This is a genomic window from Aquitalea sp. LB_tupeE, from assembly GCF_013391415.1.
Classification (GTDB): domain Bacteria; phylum Pseudomonadota; class Gammaproteobacteria; order Burkholderiales; family Chromobacteriaceae; genus Aquitalea.
Map to the genome: position 1 here is coordinate 128376 of NZ_JACAXB010000020.1, position 20355 is coordinate 148730.

Consider the following 20355-nt stretch of genomic DNA (forward strand, 5'->3'; position numbering starts at 1 on the left):
CATGACTGGCGGACCTGCCCACGCGGGCTGCCGGTTTTGGGAGAATCTTTCATGAGTGCTTCATCGCAAGGCTTGAGCCACGGGCTCAAGCAACGTCACGTCACCATGCTGTCCATTGCCGGTGTGATTGGTGCCGGCCTGTTTGTGGGTTCCGGCCACGCCATCGCCGAGGCCGGTCCGGCTGTGCTGCTGGCCTATGGCATGGCAGGCCTGCTGGTGGTGCTGGTCATGCGCATGCTGGGTGAAATGGCGGTTGCCTCGCCGGATACCGGCTCGTTTTCCACCTATGCCGACCGTGCCATCGGGCACTGGGCCGGTTACATCATCGGCTGGCTGTACTGGTGGTTCTGGGTACTGGTGATTCCGCTGGAAGCCAATGCCGCCGCCACCATTCTGCATGCCTGGTTTGCCAGCGTGCCGATGTGGGCCTTTGCACTGGGCATCACCATCTTGCTGACCATCACCAACCTGTTCAGCGTAAAGAACTATGGCGAGTTCGAGTTCTGGTTCGCGCTGGTGAAAGTGGTGGCCATCGTGGCCTTCCTGGCCGTGGCCGGTGCCGCCATGTTCGGCATGATTCCGGGCAGCCAGGTGAGCGGTACAGCACGTCTGTTTGATCAGGGCGGCTTCATGCCCAAGGGCTTTGGTGCGGTGCTGGGTGCCATGCTCACCACCATGTTTACCTTCCTGGGAACGGAAATCGTCACCATCGCTGCGGCCGAGTCGGACAACCCGCAACAGCAAATCACCAAGGCTACCAACTCGGTGGTATGGCGGATCAGCCTGTTCTACCTGGGTTCCATCTTCGTGGTGACTGCCCTGGTAGCCTGGAACGACCCGCAACTGGCCGCCCTGGGTTCTTACCAGCGCACCTTGCAGCTGATCGGCATCCCCAATGCCAAGGCCATTGTTGACGTGGTGGTGCTGGTGTCGGTGGCCAGCTGCCTGAACTCCGCGCTGTATACCGCCTCGCGCATGCTGTACTCGCTGTCCAGCCGTGGCGATGCCATCAAGATGTTTGGCGATATCGCGCCTAACGGCACGCCGCAAAAAGCGGTGCTGGGTTCCATGGTGGTGGGCTTCATGACCGTGATTGCCAACTACCTGATGCCCAAGGAAGTGTTCGACATCCTGCTGGCTACCTCCGGCACCATCGCGCTGCTGGTGTACCTGGTGATTGCCGTTTCCCAGCTGCGCATGCGTCAGCGCATGGAAGCCAATGGCGAAACCCCGGCCTTCCGCATGTGGATGTTCCCGACCCTGACCTGGATCGTGATTGTGTTTATCTGTGCCGTGGTGGTGCTGATGGCCATCCGTCCGGAACACCAGGTTGAAGTCATCAGTACCGGCCTGTTGTCGCTGGCCCTGCTGGTGGTGGGCTGGGTGCGCTCACGCATGTATGGCACACCGTGGATGGGTTCGCGTGCTGCCAAGGTGGCCACACAGTCCTGATCAGACGCGGTTTGCCGATCAAATCCCTTCCTTTGCCCTGTTCGACCCAGAGCATTACTTCCACCCCCGCAAGGGGGTTTTTTTTATTGATGCAAGCCAGCTGCGCGGGCAGGGCAGGGCTTGCATGAAGATAACTTAACGTGTCCTGTAGCGGTTTTTCTGGCTCAATTGATATTTATTCTCAATACCGTACGGCATCTGTCGTGCGGCCAGACTACAGGAGTACACCATGTCCAAGCTGACCGCCTCCCCGGCGCTGTCCCAGCGCCTGAAAACCGAAACCAGCTGCCTGCACGAGCACATGCATGCCTTGATGGAGCAGGCCCGGCCTTTTGCCAGCCGGGAAAACTACGCCCGCTTTGTGGCGGCCCAATATGTGTTTCAGCGTGATATCGATCATCTGTTTGCCGATACGCAATTGCAGCAGGCGGTAAGCGACCTGGACAGCCGGGGGCGGATGCAGGCCTCGGGCGATGACCTGTCCGACCTGGGCAGTCCGCTTCCTGCCTGCGGCGAGGTAGCCACTGCCCAGGTGCAAATGCCGGCCGCCCTGGGCTGGCTGTATGTGTCGGAAGGCTCCACTCTGGGGGCAGCCTTTTTGTTCAAACAAGCACAAGAGGAGCTGGGGCTGACCGCCGACTTTGGGGCGCGCAATCTGGCAGCCTACCCGGCAGGGCGTGCAGCTGCGTGGCGTAAGTTCGTAGCCTCGCTGGATAGCGAGGGCATTGCCCCAGAGCAGCATCAGGCGGTACTGGATGGCGCACGTGCAGCCTATCGCCGTTTTGGCCAGTTGCTACAGCAGCATTTCCAACTGGCTTGAAACCGGCGCTCAGTCAGGCCCTGATGGTTGTGGCAGCACGATGCAGGCCAGCAGTCCGCATGGCGTCCGGTCATGCAATTGCAGTGTGCCGCCATGCAGTCTGGCGATGGCACTGACCAGCGCCAGTCCCAGTCCATGTCCCGCTGCATCCTCGCGGCTGCCCAGGCGGCGGAAGCGGCGGGTGGCATCTGCGCGCAGGTGTGCTGGAATACCGCAGCCCTCGTCGGCCACCCCTAGTTGCACGCCGTGCTGGTTTATCCCGGCAAACAGGCGGATATGCCCGGCGGGCTTGCCGTACTTGAAGGCATTTTCCAGCAGGTTGGCCATGGCCTGGAACAGCAGGGCCTGATCACCATACAGTGCGAGTCCCGGCGGCAGGGCAATCTCCAGTGTCACCTGGCTGCATTCGGCCAGCGGCTGGTAGTAGTCGGCCAGTTCCTGCAACAGCCGGTCGGCGGGAAACCAGGCAAAGGCATGCGCACAGCGGGCACTTTCCACTTCGCCGATGCGCAGCACGGCCTTGAACATGCGCTGGATGCGCTCGGCTTCTTCCAGTGCGCGGTGAATGGCATCGGCGGTGGGGCCGAAGCGGGCGTGTTCGGCCACTGTTTCCAGTTGCAGGTGCAGGCGGGTAAGCGGGGTGCGCAATTCGTGCGCCATGTGGCTGCTGACATCTTTCAGTTCATCCATCAGGTGATTGAGCTGATCGAGCATGCGGTTGATGTCGGCCGCCAGCAGGTCAAACTCATCACCATGGGCGGCTTCTGGCAGTCGCAGTGTGCGATTGCCGGCAATATAACCGCGTAGCGTCTGGCGGATGTCATCCACCCGCCGCATGCTCAGCATGCTGGCGTACAGCCCCAGGCCCAGGCTGGTGATCAGCAACAGGAACAAGCCGCTGCCAATCACCAGCGGCAGCACCTTGACCCGCGTTTGCATGGGCAGGATGTCATACACCACCAGGTAATAGGCCTGGTCGGGTAGCGAAAGCTGCATGCCCTGGAAGTGGTGTGCTGCACCGGCACGGTCGACCAGCGCTGCGTTCACCTCGCTTGGCGAACAGTGTTGCCAACAGCTTTGCAGTTGCTTGAGGTCGGCCTCTCCAAACAGCACTTCACCATCCGGAGCCAGCAGCAGGCTGTGGATGCCGTCGCGCTCGTGGCGGGCATTGGCCAGCAGGCTGGTCAGCAGCGGCAGGTGGCTGCGCTGTGCCAGCAGCGCAGACTGGTTGTGCAGGTCCATGCTGACGATGTCGCGTACATGCTCGCGGATCAGCTTGTCGATCAGGTAGCTGCTCAGCAGCACCGCCGCCAGTGCAATGAGCAGGATGACCCAGGCAACAATGGCGGCATGGCGGAAATTGCTGGTGTCCGCCAGCTGGCGCAGGCGCTTATCCCAGCGCATAGCCAACGGCGCGGATGGTGCGGATCAGCGGCGTATCGAACTGCCGGTCGAGCTTGCTGCGCAGCTTGGAAACATGCACGTCGATCAGATTGGTTTGCGGGTCGAACTGATAACCCCATACCTTTTCCAGCAACACGCTGCGGCTGACGGTCTTGCCTGGTGTTTCCGCCAGCACGCACAAGAGATCGAACTCCTTTTCGGTCAGTTCGATGGCCAGGCCCGCCCGCGACACCTTGCGCGCCCGGTAATTGATCAGCAGATCGCCAATCTGCTGGCGCTGGCTGTAGTCCGGCAGGCAGCGCCGCACCAGGATTTCCAGCCGCACCAGCAGTTCGGTGAAGTTGAACGGTTTGCCCAGATAGTCGTCGGCACCGGCACGCAGGCCGGCAACGCGGTCGCTGGCGGCATCTACCGCTGACAACACCATCACCGGCGGGTGCTGTCGGCCGTGCAGGGCCTGCAGCACATCCAGCCCGTCGATATCGGGCAGCATGCGATCCAGCACGATGGCGTCAAAACTGCCAGCTGCCACCAGGCTGAGGGCGGTGTTGCCGCTATCGACCAGCGTGCTGTGGTGACCGGCGTGTTCCAGCTTCTGGTGCAGCCAGCCGCCCAGCTGCGGGTCATCTTCGACGATCAGGACATTCATTTGTCACATCCATCCGATGTATGATAATGATAATCATTATCATACATGAAGCAGCGCTTGAACGGGCAAGATCGTGGCCAGCGATAGCCGCCCGCATGCACAAACTCTGTGCTGCAAGACCATGAAATCACAGGCTACGCCAGGCAAAGCCGGGTCTGTATTAAGAATTCTTCACTGAAATTTTTTTGATAATGGTTATCATTATCATTTTGATTCTGAGACAAAACCGGCGTGGCGGTGGCGTCCGGATGCCTGGAGAGTGAATACATGCAGAAACAACAGTTTGTCCTGGCGGGTATCGCGCTGAGCGTGGCGTCAGCCCTGGCCCATGCCGATGCCAGCAGCACCGGCAGCAACGACAGCGACGCGGTGTCCGCCCTGAGCAAGGTCACCGTCACCGCCAACAAAAAGGAAGAAGCGCTGGCCAAGGTGGCACCCAATATCAATGTGGTGACCCGCAGCCAGCTGGATGAAAATGCCGCCAGCGATCTGGCCGGCATCGTCAAGGATGTGCCGGGCGTGTCGGTGGAAGGGCAGAACTCCAAGTTCGGCGCGGCCGAAGTCACCATTCGCGGCCTGTCCGGTGCGCGCAGCCGGGTGCTGACCCTGGTGGACGACGAACGCCTGCCGGATACCTATAGCGGTGCCAGCGATCAGGCCTTGACCAACTGGCGTGGCGGCAAGGACTTTGTCGAGCCGGATACCCTCAAGCAAGTGGAAGTCATCAAGGGGCCGTCATCCGGCCTGTATGGCGGTGGTTCGCTAGGCGGGGTGGTGAGCTACCGCACCTTCCAGGCCAGTGACTTTGTCGACGATGACAAAACCTTCTACGGCGGCTTCAAGCAGTCCTACGATGGCGCCAACAAGGGAACGGGCAGCACGGTGACGCTGGCCACCAAGCAGGGCGAGCTGTCCGGCCTGCTGATGCTGACCAGCCGTCGCGCCGAGGAAACCGACAATATGGGAGACAAGGGGGGCAGTGGCACCAGCCGCACCCAGGCGGATCCGCAACTGGTGAAAACCCAGAACGTGCTGGCCAAGGTGGGCATAGACCATGGCGACCACGCGCTCACCCTGTCGCTGGAAGATTTCCGCCGCTCCACCTACACCAACTATCTGGAAGGCGTGACCGGCAGCACCAAGGCCGACGATCTGGATGTGGGGGTGAAGCGCAGCAAGGTGGCGTTGGATTACCGCTATCGCGGCGATGGCAACTTTGATGGCGTCAAGCTCAAGGTCTATCACCAACAACTGCGCGACCGGCAGAATGAAACCAAGCTCACTACCACCCGCGCGACCGACCTTTACACCTGGGATCAGGACCTGTGGGGTCTGAACGGGCAAACCGGCTGGCAACTGGGTGGGCACCACCTCACTACCGGCACCGAGCTGGTGGTCAAGAACTCCGAACGCGACATGCCCAAGAGCACGGGTACTGATGCCAAATACTACCCGGCCACCAAGGGCTACCAGTTTGGTGTGTTCGTGCAGGACGAATTCGAGCTGGGCCGTTTCAGCCTCACCCCCAGCCTGCGTTACGACCTGTCGCGCATCACCCCGGAAAACGATGCAGTGTATCTGGCCAACAGCGGCACGGTGACCAGCAAGGACAAGTTCTCCGCCAGTGCCTGGTCGCCCAAGCTGTCGATCAAGACCGCGCTGAGCGAGCGGCTGACCGGCTTTGTCAATCTGGTAACCGGTTTTCGTGCGCCCACCTTCGAGGAGCTGTACCTGGGCCACGACTACAGCGTGTACCGCATGATGCTGATTCCCAATGTGAAGCTGAAAGCGGAAACCTCCCAGGGCATCGAACTGGGCAGCAAATACGCCAGTGACAGCTGGAACTGGGACAACACCGCCTTCTACAACAAGTACGACAACTTCATCGAGCAGAAGAGCTTTGTTGCCGGTTCTACCACCTACTACCAATACCAGAACATCGCCCAGGCACACATCTACGGCTTTGAAACCAGCGCCAAGTGGGCGTTTGCGCAGGATTGGCTGCTGTCTTCCTCGCTGGCCTGGGCCAAGGGTTACAACGATACCGACCATACCGCGCTGGACTCGGTGGACCCGCTGCGTGTGATCAATAGCCTGGCCTATCAGCAAGACCGATGGGGCAGCACGCTCAAGTGGACGGTATCGGCCAAGAAAGCGGCAGGGGATGTCAGCAACAGCGCCTACTTCCGCACGCCGGGCTACGGTGTGCTGGATCTGTCCGGCTGGTACAAGCTGAACAAGCAGACCACGCTGCGGCTGGCCGTCAACAACCTCACCAACAAGAAGTACTGGAACTGGAGTGATGTGAAAACCCTGCAGTCCTCGGCCTACCCGATGGACCGCTTCACCCAGTCCGGCCGTTATGTGACCGCCAGTATCGAAACCCGCTTCTGAAACGAGACATCATGACTACACCCACCCTGTTGCAGCGTTATCAGCAACTCAAGCAAGAACAAACCCATTTGCGTCAGCGCGATGCTGCCAGCGCGCTGGGTGTCAGCGAGGCCGCGCTGGTGGCCTGCCTGCCGGAAAGCACACCCTTGCAGTGCCAGCCGGCGCAACTGTTGCCTGCGCTGGCGGCATTGGGCCGGCTCAAGTCCATCACCCGCAATCAGGTAGTAGTGCATGAAACCCAGGGCGTGTATGGCAACCTGACCCTGTCGGAAAAAACCGGCCTGGTGTTGAACCCGGACGGTCTGGACCTGCGGCTGTTCCTGTCGCACTGGCAGTACGCCTATGCGCTGTGCCAGCCCGGTCCGCACGGCCTGCTGCATTCACTGCAGTTTTTTGATAACCAGGGCGAGGCCATCAATAAGCTGTATTTGCTGGACGACGACAAACTGCCTGCCTGGGAAAAACTGGTGCAGAGCCAGCGCCTGCCGGCCGACACCCCGGCACCGGTCAGCATCGGCATCGCCGCCCCATCGCAACCGGTCGCCGTCAGCGATACCAGCGGCTTTGCCACTGACTGGCTGGCCTTGCAGGATGTGCATCACTTTCATGCCCTGCTCAAGCGTTACGGTTTGCAACGTCAGCAGGCTTTCCGTCTGGCACCGCCCGGTTTTGCCCAGCGCCTGCATGGCACGGCGCTGACTGCCCTGCTGGAAGGCGCTGCCGCCAGCGCACTGCCCATCATGGCCTTTGTCGGCAATCGCGGCATGGTGCAAATCCACACCGGGCCTATCCAGTCCGTGCGTCGTGTCGGCCCCTGGCTGAACGTGCTGGACCCTGCCTTCAACCTGCACATCCAGGAGGAAGCCATCACCGAACTATGGTTACTGCGCCGCCCCACCCGTGACGGCGTCATCACCTCGGTCGAGGCGTTCGATGGGGCCGGGGACAGCGTGCTCAGCTTCTTTGGCCAGCGCCGCGAAGGCGAGCCGGAGCTCCCGGCATGGCGTGCACTGGCTGCCAGCCTGCCGGCACAGGAGGCGGAACATGCAGCCTAAGCGATGGATGGTATTGCTCTGCCTGCTGTGTGCCTTGCCTGCCCATGCCGGGCCGCGCGTGGTGGCGCTCAGTGCCGATGTGGCCGAGCTGGTGGTGGCGCTCAAGGCCGACCCGCTACTGGTGGGCCGGGACAAGCTGGCGCGTCAGCCGCAACTGGCGCGGGTGCCGGTGATTGGCAGTTCGCGCGCGCTGACCGCACCGCCGGTGCTGGCCGTCAAGCCGGATCTGGTGATTGGCAGTGATCAGGCCCAGCCGCCCGGCATTTACCAGCAATTGACCGCGCTGGGGCTCAAGGTGCTGAAGGTAAACCACAGTGACGACCCGCAGGCTTTTGCCGACGGCATGCGTCAGGTCGGCCTGGCGCTGGGTCGCCCGGCCCAGGCCGACGCATTGGCCAAGCAGTGGTTGCATGCCCTCAAGCCGCAGGCCGGGAGTGGCAAGCGCATTCTGCTGAGCTACGACGGACGGCTGGTGGCCGGGCAGGGGACAGCGGGAGATGCGCTGATCCGTGCTGCCGGCATGGTGAATGCCGCAGCGGATATCCAGGGCTTTTTGCCGATGAACCCGGAAGCCTGGCTCAAGGCCGCGCCGGACATCGTGATTGTCGCCGCGCACAATGCCCCGGTCTATGGCGGGCTCAAGGCCTTGCAGGCGCGGCCTGAACTGGCGTCTTCCCCGGCGGTGCGCAGCGGCAAGGTACTGGCCTGGCCGGCGGCAGATTTCCTGCGCCTTGGTGTGGGCAGCCCGGCGGTGGTGGCACGTCTGCGCCAGTTGGCATCATGAGCGCGACTATTGTGTTGCAGCGGCGCAGTGGAGGCCTGTTCCCCCGCGTCTGGCGCTGGCTGTGCCTGCCACCACTGGCTGCCTTGCTCATCTGGCTGATTCTGGGCCTGGGCGGCGGGCAGTGGGCGGTGCCGGACTGGCACGACCCGCTGGTCAGCCGCCTGCGCTGGCCGCGCATCCTGAACGCCTTGCTGGTAGGCAGTGCCTTGTCGCTGGCGGGGGCGGGCCTGCAGGCCTTGTTTCGCAATCCGCTGGCCGACCCCGGCCTGCTGGGTACTTCTGCCGGATCGGCACTGGGCGTGGTGCTGGTGATGGCACTGGGCGGGCTGGGGGTGTCGGTGCCGCTGGCGGCCTTTGTCGGCGGTCTCTCCGTTACCTTGCTGATCCTGCTGCTCAACCAGTTGCTGCGTGGTGGCCAGGCCGGGTTGTTGATGATAGGGGTGGTGATTGCCGCCTGCTGTGGTGCACTGGTCAGCCTGCTGTTGTTCCTGTCCGACGACCTCACCTTGCGTGGTGCCAGCAACTGGCTGGCTGGCAGCCTGGCTGAATCACGCTTTGCCGATCACCAGTATGTGTGGCCGGTGATGCTGGCGGGAGCGGTGCTGATGCTGGGGCTGGGACGGGACCTGGACTGTCTGCTGCTGGGCGACGAGGTTGCCCGTTCCATGGGGGTGAAGGTGGGCCGGACCCGTGTGCTGGCGGCGATGGCGGCGGCCATGCTGACCGGTGGAGCAGTCACCTTGTCCGGGCTGATCGGCTTTATCGGCATGATGGTGCCCAATGCGGTGGCGCTGTGTCATCAGGGCAGTCGTCGCCAACTGATGCTGCATGCCAGCTGGGTGGGGGCGCTTGCCTTGTTGCTGATCGACACCCTGGGGCGTGAAGCGGTGTACCCGGTAGACCTGCCCGCCGGGGTGGTGGCGGCGTTTGCCGGCCCGCCCTGCTTTTTGTGGTTGTTCTGGCGTTTGCAGAAAGGGGGCGCAGGTGGCTAATGCCTGGGAAATCGAGCAGCTCACGGTCAGTGCGCAAGGCCGCACCCTGGTGTCGCTGGGCGGGCTGACCGTGCCGCGCGGCCAGTTGCTGGTGCTGATCGGCCCTAATGGCGCGGGCAAGAGCAGCCTGCTGCGCGCCATGGCCGGTTTTGCCGGACAGTGCCGTGGCCGTTTGCTGGGCCGCGCCATGGGCGGCAAGGGCTACCCTTACGGTTTGCTGTCCTGGGTGGCGCAGCACGAAACCGGCGACAGTCCCTTGTCGGTGGCCGATTACCTGATGCTGGGCCGACGGCCGGCGCTGGGCCTGTTGCGTCTGCCCGATGCTGCCGACCACCGCCGGGTAGCCGAGGCCATGCAGGTGATGGAATTGACGCCACTGGCCGCACAACGGGTGTCCCGCCTGTCCGGTGGCGAGCGTCAGCGTGCCGCCATTGCCCGCGCACTGGTACAGGACGCGCCTTGCATGCTGCTGGACGAGCCGAGCAATCATCTGGACATCCGCCACCAGAACCTGCTGATGCAGCATCTCAAACAGCTGACCGGGCAGGGCCGCACCGTGGTGTGCGTACTGCACGATCTGCAATTGGCCGCCAATCATGCAGACCAGCTGTGGCTGCTGGCCGATGGTGTGCTGCGTTGCCGTGGTACGCCGCCCGAGGTTTTGACGCATCCGGTATTGGCCGAAGCCTATCGCTGGCCGATTCAGGCTGTGGCCGGGGCCGGGGCCGGGCAGGGCTGGAGCATTGTCAGCAATCCGCAGGCAGGCAGCGGCATGGCAGCGCGTGGCTGAGGCCATGGCAGGACAGGCGTGTACTTTTGCTTACACAAGGCACACGATTGCTTACACGGCTGGTTTGTCAGCAGTTCTATAATATGAATTAATGCAAACCGATGTGTCGCAGTCTGTCTCCGACCGTCAGTGAACTTGTCTGTGCCTGCACTGCCTCAGGCAAATGCGTGGAGCATGCCGGATGGCACCTTGCCATGCATACCCAGCCCTGAGGCGGCAGACGGCAAAGCAGCGTCTGCGGCACGGACCCAACCCTGCCGGTGTCGTGCATGGCACGCACCGTAATGAGGAGATCACAATGAAAAACCTGATGACCACCCTGGTGGCTGTTGCCATCGCCTCGGCCAGCCTCAGTGGCTGTGCCAACATGAATGAAACCCAGCAAACCACCGGTACCGGTGCCGCCGTGGGTGCGGGAGTTGGCGCCTTGCTGGGCGCGCTGACTGCCGGTGGCCATACCGGCCGCAGCGCAGTAACCGGCGCTGCCGTGGGCGCGGCATTGGGGGCGGGCGGTGGTTATCTGTGGTCGCAGCATATGCAAAAGCAGAAAGAGGCCATGGAAAAAGCCTCGCAGGGTACTGGCGTCAGCGTAAGCCAGACCGCCGACAACCAGCTCAAGCTGAATATTCCGAGCGACGTATCGTTTGATTCCGGCCGTTACGACATCAAGCCGAATCTGCGTCCGGTGCTGGACCGCTTTGCCACCACCTTGCAGCAAAACCCGGTGACTACCGTGCGTATTGTCGGCCATACCGACAATACCGGCAGCGATGCCATCAATAATCCGCTGTCGGTCAATCGTGCCAGCGCCACCCGCGATTACCTGGTCAGCCATGGCGTGGCAGCCAGCCGTATCAGCATCGACGGCATGGGCTCGCGTCAACCCATTGCCGACAACAGCACCCTGGCTGGCCGTGCCGCCAACCGCCGTGTGGAAATCTTTGTCGGCGAAGCCGGCAAGTAAGCGCTGTGTCACCATCCGGCCTGGCCGGAGCACAGCAAAAAGCCCGCGATTGCGGGCTTTTTTGCGTCTGGCGGGTGTGGGTATTCAGCCGTTACGGCTTTGCTCCAGCGTTTGCAGAAAGTATTCCAGTACCAGATTGGGGCGTCGTCCCTTGCGCATGGCCACATTCAGCGGGATGTCGTAACAGAATTGCTGCGGGTGCAGCGGCCGCATCACCCCCTGTGCCACCCAACCGGCGGCAAAGTGATCCGGTAAAAAGCCGATATAGCTGCCGGTGAGAATCAAAAAGGCAATACCCTCCCGGTCGGATGCCGTGGCAGTGCAGTTGAGCGCGTGGTGTTGCGCCATGGCCTCCACGGTCAGCCGGTAGTTGGGGGCAATGGCCTCGGCGCTGTGCAGCTCGTCCTGGCTGATGTCGCTATCGGCGCGGGCAAAGAAGGGGTGCTCGCGGCTGCAATACAGCAGCGAATGTTCTTCGTACAGGGGCAGGTAGTCCAGCCCTGACAGCGGGTTGATCAGCGGCACCACGCCCACGTGCAGGTGGCCGTCCTGCACGCCCAGTTCGATTTCGCTGGGGGTTGTCATCGAGATATTGATGCGCACCCCCGGCCCGCGCGCGCTCAAGGATTTGAGCGCATGGGTCAGGTGCATGTGCGACTGGGTGACCAGGTTGTTGATGATGCCGATATTCAGCTCGCCACGCAGCTGGTGGTGCAGCTGGTTCACCTCGGTACGGAATTCCTCGATGGCGGACAGCATGGTCTGGCTGGCGTGCAGCACGGCCCGTCCTTCGTCGGTGAGCGCAAAACCGGCCCGACCGCGCTGGCACAGGCAGATGCCCAGGCGCTTTTCCAGATCACCCATATGCAGGCTGATGGCGGAGCGGCTGATGCCCAGCACGCTTTCGGCGGCGGAGAAGCTGCCGCATTCGACGACGGTTTTGAACAGGCGTAGCAGGCGGATATCAAAATCGCTGACCTGGCCCAGGGATTTTTTTTTGCTCATCAGTTGAGTTTTTTTGAAACTGAAGATAAGAAATTCGGGATTTATCTCAACATATCACCTGGTTCAAGCTATGCCAAGCAACAAGCTGCCCATGCACCGACGGGTGCCGGATGGCTGTTGCATGGTGTGGGGCTGCGCAGTATTACCGGGCTATCCGCCATGATGACGGCTGCACCTTGCTATGCCTTGCTGCGCGACTTGCGTGCCAACTGCCGACATCGCATGATCGACACCACGACTGCCACTTTGTCTTGCAGCGCGGTGCGTCTCCCTGTGAATTGTCCCATGCCCGAGGAATATCTGTTTTATGCCGCAAATCGTGTTTGAACGTGAGGCACCGCAACAAGCGCTGATCGACGCCGCCCTGGCCGGCAGCGTCAACCGCCCTTTCTGGGGAGACGATGTGGCGCATCTGCGTCGCAGTTTTCCCCCGCTGCAAGGCAAGGCCAGTACCGATCTGGCTATTGTCGGCGGTGGTTTTCTCGGTCTGTGGACCGCCATTCTGGCCAAGGAGCGCAATCCGTCGCGCTCTGTCACCCTGCTGGAAGGTCGTCAGGTGGGTTGGGCAGCATCCGGCCGCAACGGCGGCTTTTGTGAAGCCAGCATCACCCATGGCGAGGAAAACGGTGAGCAGCGCTGGCCGGAAGAAATGGCCGAGCTGCATGCGCAGGGCCTGCAGAATCTGGATGAAATCGAAGCCACCATCCGTCGCTATGGCATTGACTGTGACTTCGAGCGCACCGGCGTGCTGGTGGTGGCAGTAGAACCCTACCAGGACGAGCAACTGCGTGGCGAAGGCTATATGGATGCCGCGCAAATCCGCGCCGAGCTCGATTCACCCACCTTCCTGTCCGGCATCTGGGAAAAAGACACTACGGCCATGATTCACCCCGGCAAGCTGGTGCTGGAGCTGGCGCGGGTGGCCGTTGAGCTGGGCGTGCAGATTCACGAACAATCCGCCGTCACTGTGCTGCAAAGCCGTGGCAGCCGGGTGCGGCTGGCCACCGGGCAGGGCGAACTGGATGCCGCGCGCGTGGTGCTGGCTACCAATGCCTTTCCTTCGCTGCTCAAGCGTTACCGCTGGCACACCATTCCGGTGTACGACTATGTACTGATGACCGAGCCGCTCTCTGATGAGCAACTGGCGTCCATCGGCTGGCAACACCGCCAGGGTATCGCCGACATGGCCAACCAGTTTCATTACTACCGCATCACCCGCGACAACCGCATCCTGTTTGGCGGCTACGATGCCGTCTACAACTTTGGCGGCAAGGTGGATGATGTCTATGACGAACGCCCGGCTTCGTTTACCCGGCTGGCCAGTCACTTCTTTACCACCTTCCCGCAACTGGCCGGGCTGCGTTTCAGCCATCGCTGGGGCGGGGCCATCGATACGTCTACCCGCTTCTGCGCCTTTTTTGCGCTGGCACGTGGCGGCAAGGTGGCCTATGCCGCCGGTTTTACCGGCCTGGGCGTAGGGGCCACCCGTTTTGCCGCCAATGTGCTGCTGGACAAGCTGGAGGGGCTGGACACGCCACGCACCCGGCTGCGCATGGTGCGCGAGATACCGCCACCGTTTCCGCCGGAGCCGCTGACCTATGTTGCCGTGCAGGCCACACGCTGGTCGCTGAACCAGGCTGACCACAACCATGGCAAGCGCAATCTGATGCTGCGCACCATGGATGCGCTGGGCCTGGGCTTCGACTCCTGAATCTGTTCGCCCCCTGTTTGAGAATCAAAGGAAGCAAGCATGTCCAATCCATTTACTCTGCTGGCCAATCTCAGTGTGGACGCCACGCGCATTGCGCTGGAATATCGCGATGTCCCGGCTGATCAGCTGATTTCCGGCCCGGCCCGGGTCGGCACGGCCGAGCTGGGCCAGTTGCACGGCTGCAGCATTGGCGTGTGGGAAATGTCACCCAGCGTCACCACTGATGTGGAAGTGGACGAATTCTTTATCGTACTGACAGGTAGCGCCACGGTGCAGTTTGCCGATGGCCGGCCAGCGTTGGAGTTGCAGCCCGGCACGGTAGGACATCTGGCTGCCGGCACCGCCACCACCTGGGTGGTGACACAAACACTGCGCAAGATCTACATCGCCTGAGCGGCACAGACCGCCCGGCACCACAATGGCAAGGCAGGAGGAAGAAACATGGAAGTGCGCAACAACTACATCAATGGCCGTTGGCAAGCTTCGGTCAGCGGTGCCACCCGCGAAGTCATCAACCCGTCCAATGGCGAGGTGATTGCCCTGGTCACTGACAGCGTGGCCGAGGACAGCAAGCAGGCCATTGCCGCTGCACGTCATGCTTTTGACCATGACGGCAGCTGGCGGCGCATGGCCGGGCCCAAGCGCGCCGACATGCTGCTGCGTATTGCCGATGCCATTGCCGCCCGCGCCGACGAGCTGGCGGTGATGGACACGCTGGACAATGGCAAGCCGCTGCGCGAGGCGCGCTGCGATGTGGACGATGCGGTGGCCTGTTTCCGCTATTACGCCGGGCTGATTACCAAGCCGCAGGGCGGGGTGTATGAAGTCAGCGACGGCTTTGGCCCCATGCATGCCTATTCCATGCACGAGCCGGTGGGCGTGTGCGCGCTGATCACCCCGTGGAACTACCCCTTGCTGATGGCCACCTGGAAACTGGCCCCGGCGCTGGCGGCGGGCAACTGCGTGGTGTTCAAGCCCAGCGAAGTCACCCCGCTGTCGGCCGTGGCGCTGTTCGAGATTTTCCACCAGGTGGGCCTGCCGGCCGGCACCGCCAACCTGGTGCTGGGCAGCGGCCCGGCCGCCGGGCAGGAGCTGGCCGCCAGCCATGATGTGGACATGATCACCTTCACCGGCAGCACCCGCACCGGGCAAACCATTGCCTCCGCGGCTGTGGGCAATCTGAAAAAAGTGGGGCTGGAGCTGGGGGGCAAGTCGCCCAACATCATCTTTGCCGATGCCGATCTGGAAGGCGCGGTGGAATGGGCGATGATAGGCGTGTTCTTCAACCAGGGCGAAGTATGCTCGGCCGGTTCGCGCATCCTGATTGAAGCAAGCATCAAGGACCGCTTTGTCGCCCGTCTGGCCGAACGTGCCAATGCCATGACCATTGCGCCGGGCATGAAGGATGCCGACATGGGCGCGATTGTGTCGGCCGCGCAGCTGGAAAAGGTGCTGGGTCATATCGAACGCGCCAAACAGCAGGGTGCCACGTTGGTGTGCGGTGGCGAGCGCTATGTCGAGGGCGAGTGCGCCAACGGTTACTTCGTGCGGCCCACCATCTTCGACAATTGCACGCGCGATATGGACATCGTGCGCGAGGAAGTATTCGGCCCGGTGGTGGCCATCCAGACCTTCACCACGGAGGCCGAAGCCATCGCCATGGCCAATGACACCCCTTATGGCCTGGCCGGTGGCGTGTTCACCACTGATGGCGCGCGTGCTTTGCGGGTGGTGAAGGAGGTACGCGCCGGGGTGACCTGGATCAACTGCTACAACCCCACCTTCAACGAAGCGCCGTGGGGCGGTTACAAGATGAGCGGCTATGGCCGCGATCTGGGCGTTAACGGCTTGCTGGAATACCAGCAAGTCAAGCAGGTGAGCATCAATCTGCAACCGGGCCTGGTGGGCTGGTATCCGCAGCGCGGCTGAACCCCGCTACGGGTAACTGAACAGGGCGCCACCGTATTGGCCGCGCCCTTTTTCATGTTTCAGCCGGCGGGCCGTCGCTGGCGCAGCGCGCTTTGCAAGTCTGCAAACGCCTGTTCCAGCAGCTGCAGCAACACCGGAACAAGCGGGCTGTCCATCTCGGTGGCCAGGTTCTCCAGCTGGCTGGCGGCATTCACCATGGGGCTGGCACCAAACAGGGCTGCATTGCCCTTCAGGGTATGGGCCACCCGCTTGAGCCGGGCACTGTCGGCGCTGTTCAAGGCCTCGCGCAGGCTGTGCATTTCACGCGGAAAACTGTTGAGGAAACTGTCCGCCACGATGTCGATGATTTCCGCATCCTGCTGGCCCAGTGCGGCCTGATAGTCAAACGAGGAGGACGCTGTCTTGGCGTGGCGTTGCAGCAGCTGTTGCAGGTCGGCGGCCCGCACCGGCTTGCTCAGGTAGTCGTCCATGCCGGCGGCCAGGCATTGTTCACGGTCGCCCTGCAAGGCATTGGCGGTCATGGCAATAATGGGCAGGTGCTGGCCGGGTGTTTCTTGCTGGCGGAAGCGGCGCGTGGCTTCCAGCCCGCCCATCACCGGCATTTGCATGTCCATCAACACCAGATCGAACTGTTCCCTGGCCAGGACTGCCAGTGCCTGCTGGCCGTCTTCTGCCAGCGTGGCCTGATGGCCCCAGCGTTGCAGCAGATTGAGCGCCAGCTGCTGGTTGACGATGTTGTCTTCCACCACCAGTACGCGCAAGCACTGGCCATCACCTTGCAGTCTGGCCGTGGGGGGGCTGCCTGCTGCGCAGCACGGTGTGTCGCCCAGTGCCTGCAAGATGGTTTCTTGCAATTCGGACTGCAACACCGGCTTGGCAATGTGGCAGCAGATACCGGCTTGCTGATACTGGGCACCACCCTGGGTGGCAGCCGAGGACAGCATGATGATGCGGGGTGGCGCGGGCAGGTCCAGTGCCTGTATGCATCTGGCGGTGGCCAGCCCGTCCATCTCGGGCATCATGCCGTCCAGCAAGACAAAGCGGAAGGACTTGCCCGGCTGTTGCAACAGGGCCAGCGCACGGGCACCGCTGTCGGCAGCATCGGCATGCACCCCCCAGTGTGCTAGTGTTTCCAGCAGGATTTCCCGGTTGATGCGGTTGTCGTCCACCACCAGCGCATGACTGCCGCGCAGCGCATCCGGGCTGAGCGGGGCGGGCAGCTGTGTGGTGGCCACGCGAGTGAAGCGGATGGTGAAGTGGAAAGTGCTGCCATGTCCCGGGCGGCTTTCCAGCCACATCTGGCCTTGCATCATGCTGACCAGCCGTTTGCAGATGGACAGGCCCAGTCCGGTGCCGCCGTATTTGCGGGTGGTGGAGCTGTCGGCCTGGACAAAGGCTTCAAAAATGCTTTCCTGCTGTTCGCGGGCAATGCCGATGCCGCTGTCGCTGACCGAAAACTTGACCACTACTTGCTCGCCTTCCTGTTCCAGCAAGGAGGCACGCAACAATACTTCACCGTGCTGGGTGAACTTGATGGCATTGGACAACAGGTTGAGCAGAATCTGCCGCAGTCGGCCCGGGTCGCCCAGCAGTACCGGCGGAATGTCCGGTGCCATGCGGCAGGCCAGTTCCAGGCCTTTTTGCTCGGCATGCATGGCCATGTTCTTGACCGTGCCGGCCAGCACGCTTTCCAGCCCGAAGGCGGTCTGGTCTATCACCATCTTGCCGGCTTCCAGCTTGGAAAAATCCAGAATGTCGTTGATGACGGTGAGCAGGGCTTCGGTGGAGGATTTCACCACGTTGAGGTATTCACGCTGCTCCCGGTTCAAATCGGTATCCAGCGCCAGTTCGGTCATGCCCAGAATGCCATTCATCGGTGTGCGGATTTCATGGCTCATATTGGCCAGAAATTCGCTCTTGGCCCGGTTGGCCGCTTCGGCCACTTCGCGGGCCTGGCGTGATTCCCGCGCCAGCAGTTTTTGTTCGGTAATGTCGGCGATGGTGCCGATCAGCCCGGCAATGCTGCCATCGGGCCGGGTGAGGGTGGCTTTGTGGATGATGCCGTAGCGTACCGTGCCATCCTGCAGCTGCATGGTGGTTTCATAACTTTGGCGCGATACTTCCTGCAGCAGTTCGCGGTCGCGCTGCTGGTGGTAACTGGCCAGTTCCGCGTCCAGCAGCTGTTCCGAGGTTTTGCCCAGGAAATCTTCCCGCCGGATGGCAAATAGTTCGGCAAAGGCGCGGTTCATCAGCTGATAGCGCAGGTCCGGTCCTTTGACATACACCGGCATCGGCATGGCCTCCACCAGTTCTTCGACAAAGTGCAGCTGCTCTTGCAGACGGTCGCTGGCCTGATGCCGGGCGGTGATGTCGGTGCGGATGGCGACAAATTGTTCCGGCTCGCCATGCTCGTTGGCAAAGGGCACGATGGTGGCGGCCACCCAGTACAGGCTGCCATTTTTGGCACGGTTGCGGATTTCACCAGTCCACACCTTGCCGGCGCGGATGGTGCGCCACATGTCGGCAAAGAAAGCCGCTGAGTGCAGGCCGGAATTCACCAGATTATGGTTGCGCCCGATCAGTTCTTCCCGCCGGTAGCCGCTGATCTCGCAGAATTTGTCGTTGGCATAGCTGATGTTGCCGTGGCGGTCGGTAATGCTGACGATGGCGTGCTGGTCCAGCGCAAATTTCTGGTTTTCCAGTGCCTGCTGTGCCTGGCGGATGGCTTGCTGACCGTGCTGGCGGTAGGCCACCAGCGAGGAGACGGCATTGATCAGCCCTTCCAGATCGTCCTCTGGCTGTGTGCCGCTTTGCTGTCCGGTTTCCTTGCGCAGCAGGTGTATGGTGTCTTGCAGGCGGGCAATGGCATGTTCGCGCTTGCCCAGTTCTGCCTGCAGGCGCTGGTTGGCTTCGCCCAGTTCGGCCGAGCTCAGTTCCAGGCTGCGGCTGCGCAGGCTGATGTCGCGGTCTTGCTGGGTGTAGCTGTCGCCCACTCTTTGCAGCAAGCCGGTAAAGCCGCGCAGGGCGGTGGCAATGGCCGGGTCGATGTCTGTGCGCCCGGCCAGCCGCTCAAAACCGTCCAGCACCTGTCGCAGGCTGGTTTCGTCGGCAATGCCCATGGTGCGTCTGAGCTGGCGTAACAGTGTGTTTTGCATGCCTGTCCTGCCGGTTTCAATCGGTTTGCGTGATTTCACGCAAGGTGGTGATGGTCATGGTCTGGTTGTGCAGCCGGCTGGGCTGCCCTACGGCAAAGGGGCTGATTTCTCCATTGGAGTAGAAACCCGCCAGCACCACCTGCTTGCCCAGTATGTCGGCCACGGCTTCCACTTCTTCATCTACCCGGTCGCCCATCACCAGCTTGCGTCCGACACAGGATACCAACAGCGCCAGGCTGTCTTCATGCTCTGCGCCTGACAAGCGGGCATGACCAGCGGACTGTTCCGCCCCGCGCACCAGGCTGTCGGTGCCGGCATGCATCAGTTTCAGCAGGCTGCCGCTGGCCAGTTCGCCAGCCAGGGTCAGGCTGCCATCCTGTTCGTTCACGCCCAGAATGGTGCGAATCACACCCTGGTCTTCGCCGCTGCGTCCCAGCATGGCAAACGGAAACAGCAAGCCGCTGCCGGGCAGGCCGCTGGCGTATTCACCCAGATAGCGCTTGTACACTTCCAGAGCGGGTGCGCCGTCAAGTTCGTACAGAATGTTTTGCTGGCAGCGGCTGACCTGCCGTGCCGGGCCGAACGTGGTCCAGCCACCACAGGAGCCGTGCCCCACTTGCAGCTGCTGTCCGTACAGGCCGACGGCCACCAGCTGCTGATCGTGCCATGTGGACTGATGCAGGGTGAAGGTCTGGCAAAAACGGCCATCATCAGCGGCCATGCCGCCCACCACCGGGACGGCATCGCCCAGCACCTGTTGCAGGCCGTCCAGCAGGGCAGTGCCGTTGATGTCGGTACCCGGTGCCAGCAGGAGTAGCAGTTGCAAGTCATCCGCCTGCAAGGCTGTGGCCAGACGCTGGCCCGCCGCCTGTGAGTCCTGCATGTCCTTTAGCAAGGTTGTGGCACTGGCCACGCGGGTAGAGCCAAAGCGGATGGCTGTCAGCACGGCGCAGCCTTCTTCCACACCGTGGTGGGCAATTTCGCCCGCTGTCGAACAGCCCAGCACCACACAGCCCGGCAAGGCAGCTTCCAGGCTTAAGAGCAGCCTGCCACGTCCAAAGTAGGCGGGAGCGGCAAACACCAGCAGCAGCTGTGGTGCCAGCGTTTGCAGTGTGGCGAGCTGGTCGCGCTCGGGCTGGTCCTGATGCAAGCTAAGCTGCCGTATCTGCATGGTGTGCTCTTGGCTGGAAGTTGGCTTGTCTTTGATTCTGGGCCATGGACGGGCAATGGCAAGGTGGATGTGTCCTGAGC

Annotated in this window: 17 protein-coding genes; 12 read left to right on the forward strand and 5 right to left on the reverse strand. The window is 62.1% G+C overall.

Annotated features, from left to right (window positions below; all coding sequences use genetic code 11):
- Nucleotides 1–51: 51 nt before the first annotated feature.
- Nucleotides 52–1452, forward strand: a complete 1401-nt coding sequence (gabP, locus tag HWX34_RS11960) for a GABA permease (RefSeq protein ID WP_178972451.1) — start codon at nucleotides 52–54, stop codon at nucleotides 1450–1452.
- 229 nt (nucleotides 1453–1681) lie between these two features.
- Complete coding sequence (locus tag HWX34_RS11965) at nucleotides 1682–2272, forward strand: biliverdin-producing heme oxygenase (protein WP_178972452.1); 591 nt, start codon at nucleotides 1682–1684, stop codon at nucleotides 2270–2272.
- 9 nt (nucleotides 2273–2281) lie between these two features.
- Here HWX34_RS11965 and HWX34_RS11970 read toward each other — a convergent pair whose 3' ends face one another.
- Together HWX34_RS11970 and HWX34_RS11975 are read right to left on the reverse strand one after the other, a co-directional pair.
- Nucleotides 2282–3676 (reverse strand): HAMP domain-containing sensor histidine kinase, encoded by a 1395-nt coding sequence (locus HWX34_RS11970; protein WP_178972453.1) that lies wholly within the window; start codon nucleotides 3674–3676, stop codon nucleotides 2282–2284.
- Entirely contained in the window at nucleotides 3663–4325 is a 663-nt protein-coding gene (locus tag HWX34_RS11975) for a response regulator transcription factor (RefSeq protein WP_178972454.1), read from the reverse strand. Before HWX34_RS11975 ends, HWX34_RS11970 begins: the two co-directional genes overlap by 14 nt.
- A gap of 267 nt (nucleotides 4326–4592) precedes the next feature.
- Between HWX34_RS11975 and HWX34_RS11980 the strand changes: the two genes are divergently transcribed.
- The 6 genes from HWX34_RS11980 to HWX34_RS12005 all read left to right on the forward strand — a co-directional run bounded on the left by HWX34_RS11980 (nucleotide 4593) and on the right by HWX34_RS12005 (nucleotide 11304).
- Nucleotides 4593–6719: a TonB-dependent hemoglobin/transferrin/lactoferrin family receptor gene (locus HWX34_RS11980; protein WP_178972455.1), complete on the forward strand. Its 2127-nt coding sequence runs from the start codon at nucleotides 4593–4595 to the stop codon at nucleotides 6717–6719.
- 11 nt (nucleotides 6720–6730) lie between these two features.
- Nucleotides 6731–7774 (forward strand): hemin-degrading factor, encoded by a 1044-nt coding sequence (locus HWX34_RS11985; RefSeq protein ID WP_178972456.1) that lies wholly within the window; start codon nucleotides 6731–6733, stop codon nucleotides 7772–7774.
- Nucleotides 7764–8558, forward strand: a complete 795-nt coding sequence (locus HWX34_RS11990) for a hemin ABC transporter substrate-binding protein (RefSeq protein WP_178972457.1) — start codon at nucleotides 7764–7766, stop codon at nucleotides 8556–8558. Before HWX34_RS11985 ends, HWX34_RS11990 begins: the two co-directional genes overlap by 11 nt.
- Nucleotides 8555–9550, forward strand: a complete 996-nt coding sequence (locus tag HWX34_RS11995; protein WP_178972458.1) for an iron ABC transporter permease — start codon at nucleotides 8555–8557, stop codon at nucleotides 9548–9550. Before HWX34_RS11990 ends, HWX34_RS11995 begins: the two co-directional genes overlap by 4 nt.
- Nucleotides 9543–10340, forward strand: a complete 798-nt coding sequence (locus tag HWX34_RS12000) for an ABC transporter ATP-binding protein (RefSeq protein ID WP_178972459.1) — start codon at nucleotides 9543–9545, stop codon at nucleotides 10338–10340. Before HWX34_RS11995 ends, HWX34_RS12000 begins: the two co-directional genes overlap by 8 nt.
- Nucleotides 10341–10638: 298 nt before the next feature.
- A complete protein-coding gene (locus tag HWX34_RS12005; RefSeq protein ID WP_178972460.1) occupies nucleotides 10639–11304 on the forward strand; it encodes an OmpA family protein in 666 nt (221 codons plus the stop codon).
- 84 nt (nucleotides 11305–11388) lie between these two features.
- On the opposite strand, the gene HWX34_RS12010 is transcribed toward HWX34_RS12005, so the two are convergent.
- Complete coding sequence (locus HWX34_RS12010; RefSeq protein ID WP_178972461.1) at nucleotides 11389–12309, reverse strand: LysR family transcriptional regulator; 921 nt, start codon at nucleotides 12307–12309, stop codon at nucleotides 11389–11391.
- A 3-nt stretch (nucleotides 12310–12312) separates the two neighbouring features.
- Here HWX34_RS12010 and HWX34_RS12015 point away from each other — a divergent pair, with 3 nt between their 5' ends.
- From HWX34_RS12015 to HWX34_RS12030, 4 genes are read left to right on the forward strand one after another with little or no spacing between them, the layout of a single operon-like run.
- A complete protein-coding gene (locus HWX34_RS12015; protein WP_178972462.1) occupies nucleotides 12313–12636 on the forward strand; it encodes a hypothetical protein in 324 nt (107 codons plus the stop codon).
- Nucleotides 12617–14020 carry an FAD-binding oxidoreductase gene (locus HWX34_RS12020; RefSeq protein WP_178972463.1) on the forward strand — a complete coding sequence of 468 codons (1404 nt, stop codon included), beginning with the start codon at nucleotides 12617–12619 and terminating at the stop codon, nucleotides 14018–14020. The genes HWX34_RS12015 and HWX34_RS12020 overlap by 20 nt, the downstream gene beginning before the upstream one ends.
- A gap of 39 nt (nucleotides 14021–14059) precedes the next feature.
- Complete coding sequence (locus HWX34_RS12025) at nucleotides 14060–14413, forward strand: cupin domain-containing protein (protein ID WP_178972464.1); 354 nt, start codon at nucleotides 14060–14062, stop codon at nucleotides 14411–14413.
- 48 nt (nucleotides 14414–14461) lie between these two features.
- The gene (locus tag HWX34_RS12030; RefSeq protein ID WP_178972465.1) at nucleotides 14462–15949 is read left to right on the forward strand and encodes an aldehyde dehydrogenase family protein; all 1488 of its coding nucleotides are present in this window, start codon (nucleotides 14462–14464) and stop codon (nucleotides 15947–15949) included.
- 59 nt (nucleotides 15950–16008) lie between these two features.
- Here the strand turns inward: HWX34_RS12030 and HWX34_RS12035 are convergent, their stop codons facing one another.
- Entirely contained in the window at nucleotides 16009–19104 is a 3096-nt protein-coding gene (locus tag HWX34_RS12035) for a response regulator (RefSeq protein ID WP_178972466.1), read from the reverse strand.
- A gap of 16 nt (nucleotides 19105–19120) precedes the next feature.
- On the reverse strand, nucleotides 19121–20275 hold the full coding sequence (locus tag HWX34_RS12040; RefSeq protein WP_178972467.1) for an FIST signal transduction protein: 1155 nt from the start codon (nucleotides 20273–20275) through the stop codon (nucleotides 19121–19123).
- Between the last annotated feature and the right edge of the window lie 80 nt (nucleotides 20276–20355).